The 20,306-nt window shown below is 46.8% G+C and carries 14 protein-coding genes; all 14 read left to right on the top strand.

The annotated features are described in order from the left end of the window. The first annotated feature begins 58 nt into the window (after nucleotides 1-58). Nucleotides 59-781 carry a DivIVA domain-containing protein gene (locus EML15_RS01785; protein ID WP_144273134.1) on the top strand — a complete coding sequence of 241 codons (723 nt, stop codon included), beginning with the start codon at nucleotides 59-61 and terminating at the stop codon, nucleotides 779-781. An 84-nt stretch (nucleotides 782-865) separates the two neighbouring features. Then, a complete protein-coding gene (locus tag EML15_RS01780) occupies nucleotides 866-1,396 on the top strand; it encodes a YceD family protein (RefSeq protein WP_144273133.1) in 531 nt (176 codons plus the stop codon). Continuing rightward, nucleotides 1,393-2,136, top strand: coding sequence for a ribonuclease III (gene rnc, locus EML15_RS01775; protein ID WP_144273132.1), 744 nt, complete (start codon nucleotides 1,393-1,395; stop codon nucleotides 2,134-2,136). The genes EML15_RS01780 and rnc overlap by 4 nt, the downstream gene beginning before the upstream one ends. 18 nt (nucleotides 2,137-2,154) lie before the next feature. Then, the gene (mutM, locus tag EML15_RS01770; RefSeq protein ID WP_144273131.1) at nucleotides 2,155-3,063 is read left to right on the top strand and encodes a bifunctional DNA-formamidopyrimidine glycosylase/DNA-(apurinic or apyrimidinic site) lyase; all 909 of its coding nucleotides are present in this window, start codon (nucleotides 2,155-2,157) and stop codon (nucleotides 3,061-3,063) included. A 112-nt stretch (nucleotides 3,064-3,175) separates the two neighbouring features. Beyond that, complete coding sequence (locus EML15_RS01765) at nucleotides 3,176-4,642, top strand: alanine/glycine:cation symporter family protein (RefSeq protein WP_144273130.1); 1,467 nt, start codon at nucleotides 3,176-3,178, stop codon at nucleotides 4,640-4,642. A 195-nt stretch (nucleotides 4,643-4,837) separates the two neighbouring features. Then, a complete protein-coding gene (locus EML15_RS01760) occupies nucleotides 4,838-5,623 on the top strand; it encodes an SDR family oxidoreductase (protein ID WP_144273129.1) in 786 nt (261 codons plus the stop codon). A gap of 63 nt (nucleotides 5,624-5,686) precedes the next feature. After that, a complete protein-coding gene (locus EML15_RS01755; protein ID WP_144273128.1) occupies nucleotides 5,687-6,499 on the top strand; it encodes a hypothetical protein in 813 nt (270 codons plus the stop codon). After that, entirely contained in the window at nucleotides 6,483-7,382 is a 900-nt protein-coding gene (locus tag EML15_RS01750) for a hypothetical protein (RefSeq protein ID WP_144273127.1), read from the top strand. The genes EML15_RS01755 and EML15_RS01750 overlap by 17 nt, the downstream gene beginning before the upstream one ends. Before the next feature lie 24 nt (nucleotides 7,383-7,406). After that, on the top strand, nucleotides 7,407-10,946 hold the full coding sequence (gene smc / locus EML15_RS01745) for a chromosome segregation protein SMC (RefSeq protein ID WP_144273126.1): 3,540 nt from the start codon (nucleotides 7,407-7,409) through the stop codon (nucleotides 10,944-10,946). A 5-nt stretch (nucleotides 10,947-10,951) separates the two neighbouring features. After that, a complete protein-coding gene (locus EML15_RS01740; RefSeq protein WP_144273125.1) occupies nucleotides 10,952-14,632 on the top strand; it encodes a hypothetical protein in 3,681 nt (1,226 codons plus the stop codon). A gap of 30 nt (nucleotides 14,633-14,662) precedes the next feature. Beyond that, nucleotides 14,663-16,078: a signal recognition particle-docking protein FtsY gene (ftsY, locus tag EML15_RS01735; protein WP_144273124.1), complete on the top strand. Its 1,416-nt coding sequence runs from the start codon at nucleotides 14,663-14,665 to the stop codon at nucleotides 16,076-16,078. A 254-nt stretch (nucleotides 16,079-16,332) separates the two neighbouring features. Then, entirely contained in the window at nucleotides 16,333-17,652 is a 1,320-nt protein-coding gene (locus EML15_RS01730; RefSeq protein ID WP_144273123.1) for an ammonium transporter, read from the top strand. A 62-nt stretch (nucleotides 17,653-17,714) separates the two neighbouring features. Then, nucleotides 17,715-18,053, top strand: coding sequence for a P-II family nitrogen regulator GlnK (glnK, locus tag EML15_RS01725; RefSeq protein ID WP_144273122.1), 339 nt, complete (start codon nucleotides 17,715-17,717; stop codon nucleotides 18,051-18,053). Nucleotides 18,054-18,148: 95 nt separating this feature from the next. Further along, a complete protein-coding gene (locus EML15_RS01720) occupies nucleotides 18,149-20,287 on the top strand; it encodes a [protein-PII] uridylyltransferase (protein ID WP_144273121.1) in 2,139 nt (712 codons plus the stop codon). Nucleotides 20,288-20,306 lie beyond the last annotated feature (19 nt).

Genomic DNA, 20,306 nt, shown 5'->3' with positions numbered 1-20,306 from the left:
TAGGTGTTTTGGTCATGCCTGCTCACCAAAAAAGACAAATGACAGTAAAGTGAAACTCATGTACCGCGTCTTTGAAGCATTAGATGAACTTGTCCAAACTGTTGAGCAGGCATATGGCGTTCCCATGACCTCAAATTGCATGGTGCCACGCAATGAGGTTCTGGGTCTTCTTGATGATCTCCGCAACGCTTTGCCGATTGAAATTGATGATGCGCAAGATGTTCTTGATCAGCGCGATGAAATTATTGGAGGTGCTCAGGATCGAGCACAGCAATTAGTTTCCGATGCGCAAAATCAGGCAGATGCCTTGGTTGCTGATGCTACCGAACAATCAGATCGCATGATGCGTGATGCAGAAGACAGAGCACACGCTACTGTCGCTAAAGCTCAAGATGATGCTGACCATATTGTGGGCAGTGCGCGTCGTGATGCGGATAATACAGTAACTAGTGCACAAGCAGAAGCTGATCGTCTGATCAGTCGAGGCAATGAGCAGTATCAGCGCAGTGTTACTGAGGGTGAAGCTGAGCAAGCACGACTGATTAGCGAAACAGAGGTTATGCGTCGCGCTAATGAAGAAGCACACCGAATTGTCGATGCTGCTCATGCTGATTCTAATCGCCTACGTAATGAATGCGATCAGTTCGTAGATCAGAAACTCGCCTCCTTTGAGGAAACGCTCACCACAGTTTTGCGTACTATTTCTCGGGATCGCAGCGCACTGCAGCGCGGTGCAGGCGTATCTGGTTCGCTTGATTCTTCACGCTCACCTCGGTCTTAAGCTGCTATTTCTCGGCACTATTGTGCGGTCCAATAAACCACAACACTGCATACCACTCATCTATCAATGCTCAACGGAAACGGTATGAAAAATAATAAAGAAAATTCTCCTTTTGTTTTTGCAATTGGCGATATTATTCGCTCTGGTGTATCAGAAATGCGCCGCAATGTTGGTGATAGCCCTCAGCGCATCGGTTCAGCAATGATCGGAATCGAACAGGGGACAGAAGTTACTATTGAAGCGCGTATTGATCCACTGGGCGACGCGGTAATGGTTGATGCTAAAGTATTGGCACAGCTACAAGGACAATGCGTGCGTTGCCTGAAAGAACTCACCCCAAATATCGAGTTGAATGTTAATGTTGTTTTTGCACTCGAACAAGGAATCATTGGCGGTGATTTAGAGGATTTTGACGAGGAAGAAGTACCGCTTGTTATCGATGATTCCATTGATCTTTTGCCCACTGTTGCCACTGAAGCAGGATTAACATTGCCGTTTAATCCAACCTGTGAAGATGGCTGTGATGGCAGTACCCAGGTTCCAGAACCAGATGGTCTTGCTGAGCAAGAAACCAGAACTGATCCGCGTTGGGCTGGATTGGAGAAATTTCTATGAGCAAGAAACAACATGATACACGTAGTGGACAAGAGATACTTGAGGCATCTTTTGATGAAATAGATCATGAACCACTCTGTGCTGCTTTGGGAGTTACTATCTCCCGAGAATTGCTTATTTTGGCGCTTACTCATCGTTCTTTTGCTAATGAGCATGGGTTTTTGCCTAATAATGAGCGGTTAGAATTTCTTGGTGACGCAGTATTGGGTTTGGCTGTGGCAGCAAAATTATACGAGCAATATCCCACACGCCCTGAGAGTGATATTTCTAAAATGCGTGCTTCAGTAGTAAGCCGTTATGGATTATCTGATGTAGCCAGAGAGATTAATCTCGGCACCTATATTTTGTTGGGCAAAGGCGAAAAAACCACAGGTGGCAGTGATAAAACCTCTATTTTGGCGGATACAACTGAGGCATTATTAGGTGCCATATATCTTGAACATGGTTTTGAGGTTGCTCGTGCCACTGTATTGCGGTTGTTTCAGCATAAAATCGATGTGGCAAGTGCAAAAGGTCTGCATGAAGACTGGAAAACCACTCTTCAAGAACGACTTTCCGAACGTAAATTACCGATGGCAGTGTATGAGGCAACAGCTACAGGTCCCGAACACGATAAAGTTTTTACAGCAACGGTGAGCGTCGAAGGCGAAAAATTAGGTACCGGAGTCGGGCCAAATAAAAAGCTAGCAGAACAATTAGCAGCTCATGAGGCTGTGAAAGTATTGCAATCGCGCATATAAGTCATATAAGTATAGAAAATGCCTGAGTTACCAGAAGTCGAGGTGGTGCGCCGAGGACTCGAAACACACATCCTTGGTTGCACTATCACTGATGTGCTTAGTTATCATCATCGGACATTGCGAAAATATCCCGGTACTGCGAATGCTCTGCAAGCGCAACTTCGCGGTCGCAGAATTGATGAGATAGCGCGCCGTGGTAAATTTCTGTGGCTATGCCTTGACGACGATCAAACCATTGTGATTCATTTGGGCATGAGTGGGCAATTGTTAATCAAAGATAGCGCTGCTGTGACAGCACGCTATGGTAGAGAGCTCCAACCCCATAGTGCTGGATTAGAAGATAAAACGCTTCGACATCTGAGACTACGCGTGATGCTTGATAATGACATACAAGTATGGTTCGTGGATCAGCGTACGTTTGGCTATTTTGTGCCTGATGAATTAGTCCCAGGACAACAGCAAAAATTAGTCCCAGAATTAGTGTCGCATATTGCTCCAGACTTACTTGAGGAGGACATAGATTTTTCTGTTGTTGCAGCGCAGATACGAGCAAAGAAAACTGAGATCAAGCGGGTTTTACTCAACCAAGAAATTGTATCCGGCATTGGCAATATCTATGCTGATGAAATGCTCTGGGCTGCGAGTGTACATCCGGCTACTCTTGCGAGTTCTTTGACACACACAGAGGTTTTGTCCTTATTGTCTGCTGGAAAAACTGTGATGACTCAGGCCTTGGCACAAGGGGGTACGAGTTTTGATGAACTATATGTCAATGTCAATGGTGAATCCGGATATTTTGAGCGCTCTTTGCATGCTTATGGACAGCACAATAAACCATGTGCGCGTTGCGGGACAAAGCTTGTCAAGCAGCAGTGGATGAATCGCTCTAGTCACTATTGTCCGCAGTGTCAGGTGAAAAAAGACTAACCACTGAGAGCTGTACATATCCGAAACTTAATCTAAGACTTATCCACGGTAACAGAATGTGATAGTAAAGCATGGATAGGAATGTGACCTAAAGTAAGGTAGCATTTTTGCCATGAATAGCGTTGAATCTTTTGTGGAAACAATGAACCATTACATATGGCTCATTGTTCCTTGGGTACTCATCGGTGCTGGTGTTTATTTTGCGGTTCGTACTTTCTTTGTGCAGGTGCGCTATGTGCCAGACATGATTCGTTCTGTATCTGAAAAGAACACAAGTGAAGATTCACACACAGATGATGAGGGAATTTCTGCATTCAAGGCTTTTTGTATTTCTGCAGCAGCGCGAGTTGGGACTGGAAATATCGTTGGCGTTGCAGTAGCTATTTCTGCTGGTGGTCCCGGCGCGGTGTTTTGGATGTGGATGATAGCCATCATTGGTGGCGCAACAGCATTTGTTGAGTCTACGCTGGCACAGTTATGGAAAGTAAAAGAAGCAGATGGCACCTATCGCGGTGGTCCTGCATACTACATGACCAAAGGGTTAGGGCTTAAAGGTTTAGCTACGTGCTTTGCTATTGCGATCACTATTACTTATGGCTTTGTTTATAACTCTATTCAGGCTAATTCTATTACTGAAGCAATTGGTACTTCCATCAATAATAGTGGTCTTGGGTTTAGGGCTACAGTAGGGCTTGTTCTAGCGGTTATTACCGGAATAATCATTTTTGGTGGTATCAAGCGCATTGCTAATTTCACACAAGTCATTGTGCCTGTGATGGCTTTGCTTTACCTTGGTATGGGGCTTGTTGTTCTGATCCTTAACATAAGCCATGTTCCAGCGATGTTTGCAGAAATTGTTACTCATGCCCTGGGTATCCGAGAGATTGCAGGTGCTACTCTTGGTGCTGCTTTCCAATATGGTATGCGTCGTGGGCTATTTTCTAATGAGGCTGGTCAAGGTTCCGCACCAAATGCGGCGGCAACTGCGAGTGTGTCGCACCCAGTAAAGCAAGGTCTTGTCCAAACTCTTGGTGTGTATTTTGACACGCTTTTGGTATGTAGTATTACCGCTTTTATCATTTTGCTTTCTTCGCCAACGTACACTGGGGCGGAACAAGAGGGAGCACCACTAGCGCAGCGTGCTTTGGCTCAAGAGGTGGGTGGTTTTGGCATTCATTTCATTACCTTGATTCTGTTCTTCTTGGCTTTTTCTTCAGTTATTGGTAATTACTATTTGGCTCAAGCAAATGTGGAATACTTTACTCAATCGCGCAAAGCACTCACTGTTTTTCGCGTGTTAGTGGTGTTATGCGTCTTTGGTGGTGCAATTGGGTCAGTAAACCTTGTATGGTCTTTGGGCGATACATTCGCAGCGCTCATGGTATTCATCAACGTTATTGCGATTGTGCCACTTGGTGGTGTTGCGGTGAAATTGTTGCGTAATTACAGCCAGCAAAAGCGAAAAGGCGTGGATCCTGTGTTCCATCGTGATATGTTGCCTGAAGTGAAAAACATTGAGGTATGGGACGGTAGCGATCCGGTCACTCGACGTGGTGGCGCGGTAGTTACTGAGGTCTAAGCACAACAAAGCACTTATTTCTACTACTCATTGGTTGGTTATTTTTCACAGCCAATGAGTATTTTTCTTTGTTTTCTCCAAAAAATTCGTGCTGATTATGCGGTAAGCATGAGCAAAAAGTTAGAATTTGCTCAGGAAATATGTGGAGAAATATCTGAAATGGGAATTCGGATAAGAAGATAGGAAAAGCACGTCATGGAATTAGCATTGCGCAATAAAACTGCTCTTATTACTGGTGGTTCTAAAGGATTAGGCTATGCTGCCGCAGTCGCATTAGTTCAAGAAGGGGCACGCGTTGTTGTGTGTGCGCGCCATGAAGATGAGGTTAAGCAAGCAGTAGCTCGTCTGAATGAGTTATTTGCTGATTCTGCCATTGGGGTGTGTACTGATATTTCCGATCCGGACAATATCAAGCATTTGCTTGACGACGTTGCCCAGAACTATGGCAGTCTCGACATCTTAGTGAATAATGCTGGTGGCGCTCATCCTGGTACTCCAGAGACACTGACAGATCAAGCATTTCTTGCAGATTTTAATATCAAGGTGTTGTCGTGGCAGCGTATGATTAAAGCCTCATTGCCTTTGTTGAGGAAGTCACACCAAGCACGCATTATCAATATATCTTCAGTCTATGCTCATACTCCTGACCCAGCTTTCTTTGCTACTTCTGTGTTGCGAGCTGCTGGAGATAACTTCACTAAGACTTGGGCAGCAGCTTTAGCTAAAGAGGGGATTTTGGTCAATAGCATCAATATCGGTGTTATTGAGACACCACAATGGGAGAACATTCGCAATAAACGTGCTCCGGAAAAATCTTTAGATGAATTTTTTGCAGATACCGTCGCACGTGATATTCCTCTTGGGCGTATCGGACAAGCTGCAGAATTAGGCAGCGTCGTAGCTTTCTTAGCATCTTCTCAGTCAAGCTATATCACTGGTAGTAGCATTGATGTTGCAGGTGGTATGGGATTGCGCTTTTAGTGCCGCACATACGCATGGGTGAGCATACGACTTAACAGTACTGGTAAAAGACAAGGAATCGCGATGAATCAGCCAAACCAACACAATCAAGGATCTATTTGGGGAAATAGCAGCCACAATAGCCACAATAGTCCTGAAGCGGATAACCCTTTTAACGCTCAGAATTCTCAGGGAGCTCATGCGTATGAGCCACACCATTCTTATAATCAGCAAAGCCAAGCTGCGTTTTATCAACAGCAATCTGCTTGGGAACAAGCAGCGGCGTATCCAACACAGCAACCAGTAGCGCAAAAAAGCGGGAAAGGGATTGCTTTATTGCTGGTAATTCTCGCGCTAGTAGTGGTGCTCTTTGGTGCTGGAGCTTATTTCTTAATCTTTTCGGGAAAGAACAAAGCCGAAGATACTGCCGCGGCAGCTGTAACAACTACGCGCAGTGCCCCTGGGTTTAATAGTTCTGATGAATCCAGTGATCAGGATGAATCTCAGCAAAAAGACGATCAAGAACGTACCCAAAAAGCTCGAACCGCGCAACGAGCAGATGAAAAACAGCGCACCAGTGAGAAGACTGAGCAGCAAAAGGCTCGTCCAGCCAATCCTGAGCTGCCAAGTGATGTCACACCAGTCAATGAGGCTGCACGTAACGCTGAACCTGCAGGAAACCTGAACAATGTGTATAAATCAGGAAAAACCTCTGATTCCTTTGCGGTTGCAGTACGCGATAGTTTTGTAGAGAACTATCTGAAAACACACAAACTCGATGCGGTTCTCGAAGTATATTCACCAACCACAGAGCAAACATACACCATGAGCTGTACTGATAATGGGCAATATGTTCACTGTACTGGTGGAGATGAAGCACATGTTTACATCGCTTAATAAGGCGTGGTATGTTAGCGCCACTATTGCCATGTCAGCGCTATTTATGAGTGCTTGTACGATTGATAAACCCTCAGATAACGCTGCACCAGCAAGCCATGCAGATACGCAATCTGATGGTGCTGATATTTCGCCCACACTAGCCCCATCTGGTAAGCCCGCCATGCCGACGATCAACGCCCAAGAACATTCAGCCAATTCTCTCACCCTATCAGCGATACCGGGAGTGGACTTCTACGTCGAAGGAATGGAATCAGTTGTCAGTGGACTCGGCTATACCATCGCCCCCTGGTCCACTATTAAAGTTCCACTTGTTATGGCAGCCCTGCACAATAATTCTGGAGAAAATAATCAGCAGATAGTTGCATGGGCACAACAGGCAATTCGTGATTCTGATAATGAGGCAGCACAAAAGTTATGGGAATCTTTAGGTGATCCAGAAACGGCTGCGGCGGCAGTAGAAGCAGAAATAGCACAGGCGGCCAGCCATGCTGAGGTTCCTGCTCTACCACCACGGGAAGGGTATAGCAGCTATGGTCAAAGCACATGGTCATTGGTGGATCAAGTTGCCTACATATCCCATATTCCTCGCGACGCACAGGTCATTGCGCTCATGGGAGATATTCGTGTGGGAGGCGGCTATGGATTGGGAACAATACCAGGTGCTATCTATAAAAGCGGTTGGGGGCCAGACGAGGCAGGTCGGTATGGAGTACGACAATTTGGTTTGATTCCACACCCAGATAATCCTCAGCAGTATAGTGCTGTTGCTTTATGTGCTCAGGCTCCTTCTGGAACTTATGAAGACGCGCAACAATTATTGACTCAGGCAGTTCAAGAGATTTATGCACATCTAGAACTTGTGACTGCGGCACATGCTTGAACTTGTTTTGCTAAACTAGCTTGAGTGTATCTTAAGTCGCTGACGCTCAAAGGTTTTAAGTCTTTTGCCTCGGCAACTACCCTAAAGTTCGAGCCAGGAATATGTGCAGTCGTTGGACCTAATGGTTCTGGAAAATCTAATGTTGTCGATGCCCTTGCTTGGGTCATGGGAGAGCAAGGGGTAAAAACTCTCCGTGGCGGCAAAATGGAAGATGTCATTTTCGCTGGTGCAGGACAAAGAAAACCTTTAGGGCGTGCCGAGGTTACGCTGGCAATAGATAATTCCGATGGAGCATTGCCCATCGAATATCGCGAAGTAGCTGTGACACGCCGTATGTTCCGTGACGGTGCCAGTGAGTATGAAATCAATGGCACAAAGGCACGCTTGATGGATATCCAAGAGTTGCTATCAGACTCTGGTATCGGACGCGAGATGCATGTCATCGTGGGACAAGGACGACTAAATCAGATTCTAGAATCACGTCCTGAGGAGCGTCGAGCGTTTATTGAAGAAGCCGCCGGAGTACTCAAACATAAGCGCCGCAAAGAAAAAGCACAGCGCAAATTAGTGAGTATGCAGGCAAATGTTGATCGTCTCAATGATCTCACCCAGGAGCTGCGTCGTCAGCTCAAGCCTCTGGCTAGGCAAGCCAAAGCTGCGCAACGCGCTGCTAGTGTGCAGGCTCAGGTGCGCCAAGCACGATTGCAATTGGCTGGGTATGAGCTTGCTCAGTTAGCCGCAGCCCATGAGGATATACAAAAACAAGTTCATGCTGCGCAAGAACAAAGCGAGCTTGTCGCTGAGCAATTAGAGCAGGCACATATCCTTCATGCAGAAGCAGAACAAGAAGTTGCTCGTGCAACCCCTGCTGCGGAACAGGCTCAGCAACTATGGTTCCAACTCTCCGCATTGGCTGAACGCGTGGCTGCTACTCAAAGAATTGCTCGGGAACGAGCAGATAACTTTGTCGAACTCAGTTATCAAGGTCAAGATCCAGATGTACTAGCGCGCCAGGCAGAACGAGTTAAGTCAGAATGCGCACAATTAGACGAGAATGTTGAGATTGCCAGGCAACGGTTGGAGAACATTCAAGAGGAAGTATCTGACTATGAACTGCGTGCTCAAGAAGCAGATAAAGAGCATATGGCACAGGTCAGGGCGATTGCCGATCGTCGTGAGGGCGTTGTGCGCCTGGTGGCTGCTCAAGAGAAATATAATGAACAACTCAAGGTAGTCGCTGCAGAAATTGCGCGCTATAACGAGCAACTTGAACACAGTCGATCTCGTAGCCAGGATATAGAAAAGCGCTTGCTTGAAAGTGAACAGGCATGGGTGCAAGCACAGGATGCCGCACAACCGCTACAGGAAGCACATATCCAAGCAACTGCTGAAGCAGATGCCGCGGAAAAACGTTTAGAGCAATTGCGTGCAGAGCAAAAGAACCTAGAGAAACAAGTTTCTAGACTGGAATCGCGGATAGAGACATTGCAAGCTGCTGCACCTAGAGCACATACTTCTTATGCCGGTAGCTCGGAAAGTAAGGCGGCGATGGCCGAGCTAGTGCCATTGGCAAACAAGATGAAAATGCGAGCAGAGTATGCCGGTCAGGCAAAAGCGTTAGCAGCAGCACTTGGTTTTTTTGCTGAGGCATTAGCTGGTGCTATTGACGATGAGACATTGGCTCAGTTGGTGTCCCAACCAGGTAATGTAACGACTATTGCTAGGCAGACACCAGGCGATACTCCTTGGCGCTTAGATGCGGATCTTCCTGCGCAAACTCAATGGCTTCTTGATGCTCTCACCATTGATTCTGGTTATGTGGTTGCTGTCACGAGATTACTAGCAGATGTTGTTTTAGTTCCTAACTTGGATCTGGCAATGGAAGTCATTAACAATGATCCACGTTTGCGTGCTGTGACTTATGATGGTCAGCTTATTGGACAAGGCTGGGTACAATTTGGTCAAGGTGCTATTTCGACTCTTGAGGTAGAGGCTCAGGTTGAGGCAGCACAATCAGAATTGGAGGTAGTGCAAGCACAGCTTGCGGAGATCGCTGGTACGTTCTCTGGTGCACAGACTGCGGCTCAGGAGGCGCGGGTAGCAGTGGCGCAGGCTACAGCAAATATGCGTGATCATAATAATCTCATTGCGCAGTTAGAACGAGATGTGCAACGACTACGTGGTGAAAAAGCAACTCTCCAAGCTGAGCATGAGAAACTAGCGGATCATGCACAAGCAGCGGATATTCGTCAGGTCGAGGTGCAGAAACATCTTGATGACACGCTTGATCGACTTGCGCGAGTAGATAGTGATGAGACACAAGACCAAGAGCTGTCTACACACCAACGTGATGAAGCCTTTGCCGCGCTTTCACAAATCAAAGCGATGGAATTAGAAGCAAAGTTAGCCCTTCGCTCGTCGGAAGACAAAGTGCGTACCGCATATGATCGATTGCGTGGTTTGGAGCGTCAAATCAATTATGAGCGTCAGGCAAAAGCCCAGTTTGAGCAGCAGATGGTACGCAAACGCCAGCAGGCGCAATTGGCACAGTGGGTAAGTGATAAGGCGACTGTGCTTGGACAGCAACTAAGTGAGGTCTTAGAGCAAGCGCAGCGCGATCGAGAAGATAAAGCTCAGCAGCGTGCGCATTGGTCGACTCGCCTTCAAGAGACTAAAAGTGCGCATAGTGCACTGCAAGCTCAACACAAAAGATTAAGTGATAATGTTCATGCTTTAGAGCTTGCGAGCACCCAGGCGTCTGTACGATTAGAGGAAGCTCGTACCAAAATTTTTGAGCAGCTTGGCGTGCCAGTTGAAGAAATTGCACGTGATTATCTTCCTGATTCTGATTTTGATGAAAAAACCGTACGTGAAGAACTGCGAGAAGCGGAAAAAGATCTTAATGCATTAGGGAAAGTGAATCCTCTTGCTTTGGAGGAGTATAAGGCGTTAGAGGAACGCTATGATTTTCTGGCCAACCAGCTTGCTGACCTTGAGCGTGCGCGTCAGGATCTCAGTGATGTTATTGAGGGCGTAGATAAGAAGATATTGCAATTATTCCATGATGCTTGGTTGGATGTGGAAAAAGAATTTCCTAAGGTGTTTTCTACCTTATTCCCTGGTGGGCAAGGGCGGCTGGTGCTTACTGATCCTCAAGATATTTTGGGCACCGGCATCGAAGTGGAGGCTCGTCCACCAGGAAAGAAAGTAAAGCGATTATCGTTGTTGTCCGGTGGCGAAAAGTCCTTGACCGCCCTTGCTATGCTGGTTGCAATTTTCCGTGCGCGTCCTTCGCCTTTTTATGTTATGGATGAGGTTGAAGCAGCACTGGACGATGTAAACCTGCGACGACTAATAGCGCTTTTTGAGCAGTTGCGTCAAGATTCACAGCTCATTGTGATTACCCATCAAAAGCCAACGATGGACATTGCTAATGTGCTCTATGGTGTCACTATGCGTGGTGATGGTGTGACGAGGGTTATTTCGCAACGAATGAGTCCTGAGCTTAGACAATCTCAGACACAGCAATCACAACCAGAACAACAAATTAACGAAGAGGATTAACATCTATGTCGGATAGCCGTTCCCAACTTTCTCATCCTATTGCAGATATGAGCGATAGTCTCTTGGGCTGGGCGTCGAAAAGCGAATTGGATTTGGCTCAGCGCTTGAAAAAAGTTGATGTGGTGTATGAACTGGGTTTATCCATTGATGAACTAGAACAGATTGAGCGGCTTTATGGTATTTTCTTGAGTCGACAATTGGCTGCTGGCGCTAGTCTTGCTGGGCTATTATCTGTTAGTCCTGCACTATCTTTGGTGACGATAATCTCTAGAGCTCGCGAAGTGGTGTGTGCGCAGAACTTTGCTGCAGAGTTATCAGGGAGTTTAGGGCTTGCGCTGCCGTCAGTAGCGGAGCTGGAACAGCTTATCGAAGAGTTCCTGCCAGCGGCATTGCGTGATTTTGAGTTGCTTATCCCTGGCGATATTGATTTTCTTACTCTTGCTGCGTTTCATGCTGGCATTGTCAGCAATGAGATTCCTGCATTATTAGAGCTTATTGATACAGCAGAAACAGAACTAGACATTGCTGATCTTGGTGCTCAGGAAACCACACCTTACTTTTCACAAGCGGCGCAGCATAGCCCGGAATATAGTGAGAAAATCCTGGCAGGCATTTATGCATTACGACGTTTTGCCCTTGACCATCCGCATAGCTGGTTCGACCGAGATAGATCTGGGTTGATGCCTAAGCTGCCTACCACAATTGATGAATTGGTTGTTGCAGAGTTGCGGGAGCGGCCAGTGGGAACACATGATCGTGATTCTGCTGTTGGGGTTGCTGGTAGGGAAATGCGTCCGAGAATTATTTATGATGCGCAGCGTAAAAAGATCTGTTTACGTTTGCCTCAACAGCGCTTACCACAGTTACCTAAGAATGTTGATAACACCCCGCATACAGCAGTAGGAGTAGAACAACAACAGGTAAGTTGGCGTGTATCCATAGACTCAACAACGAAGGTGTATCGTACTGGACGTGCTTGGGGAGATGAGTCGGGTTTTAGCGAAGCATTAGATATTTCTGTTGATCATCCAGTGCGTGACATCATCGTTCAAGATCTTACGCACAACATTGTGTGGACAGTGCCTGTTATCAATAGTGATAATGCCATGTTGCTCTTTAGTGCTGGTGGCGCAAATGTTAGTGATAAAGTCTCACTTCATCACCAATACCTTCATGTATTGGTGCCTGAGGCAACGATTTTAGAAGACATTGTGAGCGGTGAACATATCACACCATTATCTTCTTGTGCTGTTGAAGGCTGGGTAGGTTGGACGTGTCACTATGTGGATGTATATCATGCTGCATCGATGGTTGCTGTGCCACAAGGTGCTAAGGCATCTATGGAAGGAATCCGCAGTATTGATGTGCGCCAGCGAGTCATGTTCCAAAATCCCGGGGAGCCATTACCTGCATTGACGAGTTTGAGTGGGTTAGCTGTTTATGACAGTTCCTTGCTTGCAGTTTTCCCTCCTACTCCTTCAGGACACAGTGAAACCTGGTATTTATCTATTTCTTCTTATGCAGGTGCATCGCACGCTGGTGAAGAAATTACCCAACCAGAACCACTCGAAGTGCCAGCTGAGGGTGGGGTATTTCAGGTTTTTGATCCTGACCTTTATGATGCACCGTGGGTGGGGGAATACCTTGTTCGTATGCGTGGACCGCGGAATGAGTCATTCCGACATGAGTTTGCGTTAGTTGAAGGCGCACAAGCGCATATGGATATTGCTGGTGTATCGAAAGCATTTCGGATTCCTACGGGTGGTGGGTTGAGCGAAGCAACGCTACAGCTTATACCAGGAGAAAAAGAGTTTAGATGTCAGCCACAGGTATTGTCGGTAGCGCCTGATCAGGCAGGAGCAGAACTTATCGTGAGTACCGACGAAGGTGATCAACTGCCGCTACGGTTTACTCCACCTCGATTAACCTTTGAGTTACCACTGATTGGTGAGCCACCAATGTGGCGTGCGAGTAGAGTGGTGGTGCGTCCGCGTCGTTTAGCTGCCGACGGGCAATTACGTATTCGAGCAGTGGGGCAGTTACGCAATCCGACGGTTACCGTGCGCAATACTCATGGAGCTCCAGTAAAAACGATTAAGCTCAAAGCTGCGGATTCTGATTTAACGTATGTTGCTGATCTCGCTCCAATTGCTGCAAGTGCGTGCGTTATGCCTGCTGGACGTATTGATTTGGAGTGGACAGATGCACTCAGTCGCAATAAAGTTTCGGTCACTGTTGCCGATTTACGTTCTGAGCAGGAATACACGCTTCAGACTGATCCTGAGCAACCTGGGGTAATGAGCTTTAGTGGTCTTACCGATCATTCTCGGCTACGTGCTTGGGTATGGGCTTTGACTGCTCCGTGGGAGCCAGCTTATACTCTCGACGTCCATTCTGGGGTTTTAACATTGCCAGATAATTTAAGGAATGCGGGTAATCTGGCAATCCAATTGCATACGCATGATCCATTTATGACTCTACGTGCACCAATTACTCCTGGGGACTATGCCTATATTTTAGAACAGCCAGGGCATTATATTGATCCCCACGATGACGCAGACGCAGACACCGTCGGTGTTTTGACACAGCTTTCTGCTTTTCTTGCTGGTGACAGCACGCAAGTGCCTGATTCCGCTGAAGTTATGCCATTGCTGTGGGATACCATTACCACAGGGTTGGCTAAAGGCGATGCACGCAAAGCAGTGCAACAAGTATTGCGCTCTCAGCCGCATAATGCGCTTAAAGGCTTGTCAGAAAGTTTAGTGCCAGCAACGCAACAACCTGGAAAGATTATTGAAACAACCTTAAGTCTATGCATTTTTTCTGGTCATACTGTTCCAAGTGCTTATCAGGAAGAAGAACACAACCATTATGAGGATATTCACCGGGCTGCATGGATTGATACCTTGGCACTACTTGGCGAATTAGATAGTCGATTATCTCATCAAATACAGCAAGAAGGTGCTCAAGACTCCAGAGAGATCATGGAACATGAAGAACAAGGAACGGAGCTAGCCGCAGAAGACGTTGCCAAGTTCGGATCAGCATTTGCGGATGAGACAGTGGATCCAGATGTGGCGGTAATCGTCGAAAAGCTCGTGCATCTTGCTGGGGAGAATGTGGTAGAAATACTCAAAACCGGTAGAGATGCTACGTTGGATTCTGCGTGCATTGATCGTTCTACGGTGGCAATTGCGTCTATGGATGAGTCGCAGCAGAAAAATCTGCTTTCTATGTTTTTCGCTGATTCTCGGGTTGTTCCTGGGGCGATTATGGATGAAGGATCACGGCTTTTAGCGGTATTTGAGGCGTTTAATCAGCGAGAATGTCTGTGTGAATTGTTGTCTTCGCAGGGATTGATTCAACCAGCTGTGACCTTATTACGTACCTTGCGTAGTACCAATAAAACTCTTTACGCTATGGCACGTGTACGCTTTGACAAATTGGATGGGGTCGATACTGATGCTCGTGATAATGTGTGGGCATTGACTCCAGTGGTATCGCTTATTTTGGCTCTTGCTGCTCGTATGCATGCGCATGGTTTGATCACATCGTCTAAGACCCTTGACGCAGTGACCCCAGCATGGGCGTTATTGGCTGATATTGTGCCAGAACTGGTGACAAGCGATATGGTTGCTGCTGAGGCTATGGTTTTAGCGGTGAAACACCAAGGAATAAGTTTTTAATACTATGTGAGAGAAACTGGAGAAAGAATCATGAATACTCAGCTCATAATCCTTATTGCTGCTGTAGTGGTAGTGCTGTTGCTTATTGCTTTTGTCATTATTGGTTTGCGTCGGCACAGCGCAAAAAAAATCAGTTTTGAGAATGAGCAGCCTAAAAAGGAACTAACGCAACAAGAGAAGTCGGGTAATTATCAGGCTCAAGGTGGGTTTAATTTTAGTTCTGCGCAAAAAGAACCAGTTGAATTAGCCCAATCGGAGCCTGAGGTTCGTCAGGCTGAATCTGCTGAACCTGTTATAGCCGCAGAAAGCACGAATAAACCTGAGGAGCTTATCGACGCTCATGCGACGAAACTCGACTCACAAACTCACGAGCAGGGAGCACAGATCCATGATGTCGAAAGCTCTGACTCTGATTCTGCTGCCGATACTGTTTCTGAGGATGGTGTCTCTGATAGCCCTGATAGCGCTGACACCACTGATAGCGTTGATAGCGCTGACAGTGCCCCTGTCGAAGATATTGATCCTGCTGACGGTCGTATTGCTCGGTTGCGCGCCCGCCTATCGCGTTCACAAAATGTTTTTGGTCGTTCTGTACTCGGTATGCTTAGCGAGGGAGATCTCGACGATGAGGCGTGGGAAGATATTGAAGCATTGCTATTGCAAGCAGATCTTGGCGCTAATGTGACGCTCAAAGTCGTTGATCAATTGCGAGAAACCATTGCCAAGCGCGGGGTTTCCTCTGAGCAAGAAGCGCGGGAAATGCTACGCGAATGTTTGATTAGCGCAGCGCAACCAGATATGGATCGCTCTATTAAGGCTATGCCTTATGATGGTAAGCCAGCGGTGATTTTGGTTGTGGGAGTCAATGGCACTGGTAAGACGACCACAACAGGAAAACTTGCACGTGTTCTTGTGTCTATGGGGCACTCTGTTCTTCTTGGCGCTGCAGATACTTTCCGTGCTGCCGCAGCTGATCAGCTAGAAACATGGGGTCGACGCGTAGGGGCGCGAACAGTGCGTGGCAAAGAAGGTGCAGATCCTGCTTCCGTTGCTTTCGACGCCGTGTCGCAGGGCGTGGAATCAGGAGTGGACGTGGTTCTCATTGACACTGCCGGTCGTTTGCATAACTCTGCGAATTTGATGGATCAGCTTGGCAAAGTAAAACGAGTAGTGGAAAAGAAAGCAAAAGTTGATGAGGTCTTGCTCGTCCTTGATGCTACTACCGGGCAAAATGGTATGCACCAGGCGAAAGTATTTAGTGATGTCGTAGAGATTACTGGTGTTGCACTAACCAAACTTGATGGCACAGCCAAGGGCGGGATTGTGTTCCGAGTGCAAGAAGAACTTGGTGTTCCAGTGAAATTGGTGGGTCTTGGGGAAGGCGCTGACCACTTAGCACCTTTTGAGGTTGATGGTTTTGTCGATGCACTTTTGGGCACACAGTAAGTTTTCGCTGGTTAGTCATTCCATCTTTGTGTGATGATGCGCGATGGTGCAGTGAATCTTTATAGGCAGCATCCATGATGGGGTGCTGCCTTTTTCGGTGCTCTTAGCAGTGATAATGCCTTGTCTTTCGTGAGTGGGTACCCCATTCTAACTGTTGGATTATAGAAAAGAATTCTGTATGTCTATAGTTATATAGTGAGTTGCATGGCAACAGTCGTATCCACTGAGGGATTCTGAGAAAAGGAGAGCGCATCATGAGCTCGGAAGAAGTGCTACAAGCATCAGGAAATGCAAGTTGGATGCTCATATCAGCATCACTGGTTCTTCTCATGACACCTGCACTTGCATTTTTCTATGGCGGTATGTCCAGGCAAAAATCAGTGCTAAACATGATGATGATGTCTTTTGGCACACTTGGGTTAGTCAGCGTTATTTATGTGCTATGGGGATGGTCCATGTCCTATGGCTCTCAATCAATAGGTGGGGTATTTGCCAATCCTTTTGAGTTCTTTGGGCTAAAAAACTCCATTACTGACGCAGAAGGCAACTATATTGCAGGTGCATCTGGTTATCCCAACATTATTGATGTTGCATTCCAGCTCACCTTTGCTGTTATCTCTACCGCATTGATTTCTGGTGCCATAGCCGAACGTGTCAAATTTGGCTCTTGGATGCTCTTTGCAGGATTATGGGCAACGTGTGCTTACTTCCCATTAGCGCATATGGTGTGGGGTGGCGGTTTGCTGGCTCACGGTGAAAATAGTGTTGCTGCTTGGTTATTCGGCGTTGACGACGCAGCAGAAGCACTCATCAAGCCAATTGACTTTGCTGGTGGTACAGTCGTGCATATTTCTGCAGGTGTGAGTGCGTTAGTGCTGTCCATTATCATTGGAAAACGTAAAAACTTCCTTCGCTCTTCGCAGCGACCACACAACCTACCTTTTGTGATGCTTGGCGCAGCACTGCTTTGGTTTGGTTGGTTTGGTTTCAACGGCGGTTCTGCTTTTGCTGCAGATGGATTAGCTGGATTAGCGTGGGTTAACACTACCGCTGCCACCGCAGCTGCAATGCTAGGTTGGTTGCTTGTGGAAAAAATCCGTGACGGTCATGCAACATCTTTAGGTGCTGCTTCGGGTGTCGTCGCTGGTTTAGTTGCTGTTACTCCTGCAGCTGGTGATCTCACCCCGGTTACCTCACTCATTCTTGGTGCTATTGGCGGTATCCTTGCTGCTTTTGGCGTGGGACTAAAATATAAATTCGCTTTCGACGATTCCTTGGATGTTGTGGGTGTCCACCTTGTAGCTGGTCTGTGGGGCACGATTGGCGTGGGGCTATTGGCAGACGGCAAGGGATTGCTCACAGGTGGTGGTTCTGATGGCGTAAAACTTTTTGTAGTCCAAATTCTGATTGCGCTCATTGCTATGATTTTTGCTGGCCTTATCACTGTGGTCTTGGCATTCATTGTGAAAGCAACCTTGGGTTGGCGAGTTGATGATGAAGAAGAATCAAATGGCATTGACTTCCATGAGCATGGCGAAACTGCTTATGATACTGCTGGTCCTTCATTCAACTAAATTTTCAGCAAAGAGTTAAGTAGAATAATTGAGCAACAACTGCTAAGCCATAGGAGCATTCCATGAAACTTGTGACAGCTATCGTCAAACCCTTTACTCTCACCGATATTAAAGATGCCTTGGAACAAATTGGTGTCCACGGTATGACTGTGACAGAAACCCAAGGTTTTGGGCAACAAAAAGGGCATACAGAGGTCTATCGTGGTGCAGAGTATGCGGTGGAGTTTGTGCCTAAAGTAAAAATTGAAATCGTCATCAATGATGCTCAATTAGATGAGGTACTTAATGCGATCGTCGATACTGCGCATACTGGAAAAATTGGTGACGGCAAAGTCTGGGTTACTAATGTAGAACAGCTTGTTCGCGTTCGCACTGGCGAACGTGATGCAGATGCAGTGTAAGTCCCTCAGCTATACCTCATGTGGGAAAACTACCCACACTCAGGCAACCCTGAAACACCAGAACACCTAAGAGAACAGGATAACGTCGTGCTGCTATGAGTCATATTCATGTAATGCCTCAACAACTCAGGCAACAAGCACAGCATAGAGCTTGGGATATACTCAATTCCGTGCAGTTACCGTCAGGTACTGCACTGGCAGCTACGGGTTCTTTTGCCCGCGGTGAACTCGGTCCACATTCAGATCTTGATCTCATATTGCTTGTCGACGCTCAAGCCACCGCGCTTGATTCGGCAGAAATTGAGCGTGTGTGGTACCCCATTTGGGATGCAAAAATGCGTCTTGACTATGCAGTACGCACGCCAGAAGAATGTGCACAGATGATGACGGCAGATTCTACTGCGGCACTTGCTCTTTTGGATTTATCGCATTGTCGGGGGCAGGAAAAATTAACTGAAAGAGCGCGAGAGTTAGTCCTTGCCACATGGCGTAAAGAATTAAAAAAGAATTTTAATAATCTTGTTGATACTGCGATAGCTCGGTGGCGTCGTTCAGGTTCTTTGGTGACAATGACTAGACCTGATCTGAAACATGGTCATGGCGGGTTACGTGATATTGATTTAATTGATGCTCTTGCTTTGGCAAATCTGAGTAATCGCGCACAGTTGGATCAACAACGTACGCTATTGCTTGATACTCGAACACTATTGCATTTTCATATGGGGCGAGCGAGAGATGTTCTTGATCCTGAGTTCGCCGTCGATGTTGCAACAGATTTAGGTTTTGCTGATCGCTATGAATTAGCGCGTGCTTTGGCTGCTGCGGCTAAAACAGTCGATGATGCTCTTACTGAAGCATTAGCCACTGCACGAAACTTGTTGCCGTCGCGCACAAAAATCAGGCGTCCTATTCGACGGCCACTCGACGTCGATGTTGTGGAACTCAATGGTGAGATCACCCTTTCGCGTACTCCTGACCTTAGTGATCCAGGTTTGTTATTGCGCGTAGCAGCAGCTGGGGCACGCACCGGGCTTAGTGTTGCGCCACATACCTGGAAACGTTTGACACAGTTACCGCCATTACCAGAGATTATGCCCACTAATATGGCAGGTGATTTTTTTGCTTTGCTCAGCTCACCCGAGCACAGTGCACGGGTAATACATCAGATGGATGAGTATGGATTATGGGAGAAAATAGTTCCAGAGTGGAAAAATATCCGTGGGCTTGTGCCGAGAGAACCAACCCATATCCATACCGTCGACCAGCATAGTCTTATGGTGGTGCACAATTGTGCTCAGCGAAGTGTAAACGTGGCACGTCCAGATTTGCTTTATCTGGCAGCACTTTTTCATGATATTGGTAAGGGGCAGCAGTTACCGCATGAGCAAGTAGGCGCTGAGTATGTTGCTCATATGGCTAAAAGATTGCGGCTTAACAAACAAGAAATTCATATCGTCAAAACGGTTGTAGCGCAGCATACGTTGATTCCGCAAATCCTCAGGCGTATGGATCCCACTGGTTCGCAGGCCTTGGAACAGCTGCTCGATGCTACTGGATATGACCGATTAATCATCAACTTATTAGAAACCCTAGTTGAAGCAGATTCTTTAGCGACAGGACCTGGAGTGTTTAGTCCGTCGTTGAGCGCAGGATTAAAAACTCTATGCCACCGAGCGAAAGTACAGCTGAGTGCATTAGCGCCTCAGCCACCTCAGGTACATGCACCTGATACGGTGGGCGTGCGGCATGAAGAAAATAATATGCGTGCGACGATTTACTGGCGTGGTAGTTATGACCGTGAAAGTATCCGTATTTTTGCACTTGTAGCTGCAAAAGAATGGAATATCCTTGGTGCAGGAATAACAACAAGAGTGGATAAAGATAGTGGTCAGCGCATTGTCGAGGCAGAACTTGAGGTATATAACACCCTAGGTACTGGATTTGATGAACAAGATATTGTGCAAAGCTATAAGTCTGGCGTATTTAGTGCATTACCGACGATCCACGGCGGCTTGACCACAACCATGTGGCAGGATGATATTTTAGAAGTGCGTACGACGGATCGCCAGGCAGCTTTAGGCACTCTATTAGGGGTATTACCAGGAATTAAGTGGTTGCGCATGACTACCCCTGGGGCGACGATGATTGTCCAGTGTCAACTAGAACCAGGGTTTGATCGAGCACAAGTAGAACGAGATGTGACTAGACTATTGACATCAGGAAATAAAAAATAAGAAATCGCATGGGCGGTAG

Origin of the sequence: Corynebacterium sp. sy017 (assembly GCF_017918135.1) — a bacterium.
GTDB lineage: Bacteria > Actinomycetota > Actinomycetes > Mycobacteriales > Mycobacteriaceae > Corynebacterium.
This window is presented reverse-complemented; position numbering and strand designations above follow the sequence as displayed.

What these genes read in the sequence shown, in the direction of transcription:
- EML15_RS01785 (WP_144273134.1), top strand. Translation starts at nt 59, where the DNA reads ATGTACCGCGTCTTTGAAGCATTAGATGAACTTGTCCAAACTGTTGAG.
- EML15_RS01780 (WP_144273133.1), top strand. Translation starts at nt 866, where the DNA reads ATGAAAAATAATAAAGAAAATTCTCCTTTTGTTTTTGCAATTGGCGAT.
- rnc (WP_144273132.1), top strand. Translation starts at nt 1,393, where the DNA reads ATGAGCAAGAAACAACATGATACACGTAGTGGACAAGAGATACTTGAG.
- mutM (WP_144273131.1), top strand. Translation starts at nt 2,155, where the DNA reads ATGCCTGAGTTACCAGAAGTCGAGGTGGTGCGCCGAGGACTCGAAACA.
- EML15_RS01765 (WP_144273130.1), top strand. Translation starts at nt 3,176, where the DNA reads ATGAATAGCGTTGAATCTTTTGTGGAAACAATGAACCATTACATATGG.
- EML15_RS01760 (WP_144273129.1), top strand. Translation starts at nt 4,838, where the DNA reads ATGGAATTAGCATTGCGCAATAAAACTGCTCTTATTACTGGTGGTTCT.
- EML15_RS01755 (WP_144273128.1), top strand. Translation starts at nt 5,687, where the DNA reads ATGAATCAGCCAAACCAACACAATCAAGGATCTATTTGGGGAAATAGC.
- EML15_RS01750 (WP_144273127.1), top strand. Translation starts at nt 6,483, where the DNA reads ATGTTTACATCGCTTAATAAGGCGTGGTATGTTAGCGCCACTATTGCC.
- EML15_RS01740 (WP_144273125.1), top strand. Translation starts at nt 10,952, where the DNA reads ATGTCGGATAGCCGTTCCCAACTTTCTCATCCTATTGCAGATATGAGC.
- ftsY (WP_144273124.1), top strand. Translation starts at nt 14,663, where the DNA reads ATGAATACTCAGCTCATAATCCTTATTGCTGCTGTAGTGGTAGTGCTG.
- EML15_RS01730 (WP_144273123.1), top strand. Translation starts at nt 16,333, where the DNA reads ATGAGCTCGGAAGAAGTGCTACAAGCATCAGGAAATGCAAGTTGGATG.
- glnK (WP_144273122.1), top strand. Translation starts at nt 17,715, where the DNA reads ATGAAACTTGTGACAGCTATCGTCAAACCCTTTACTCTCACCGATATT.
- EML15_RS01720 (WP_144273121.1), top strand. Translation starts at nt 18,149, where the DNA reads ATGAGTCATATTCATGTAATGCCTCAACAACTCAGGCAACAAGCACAG.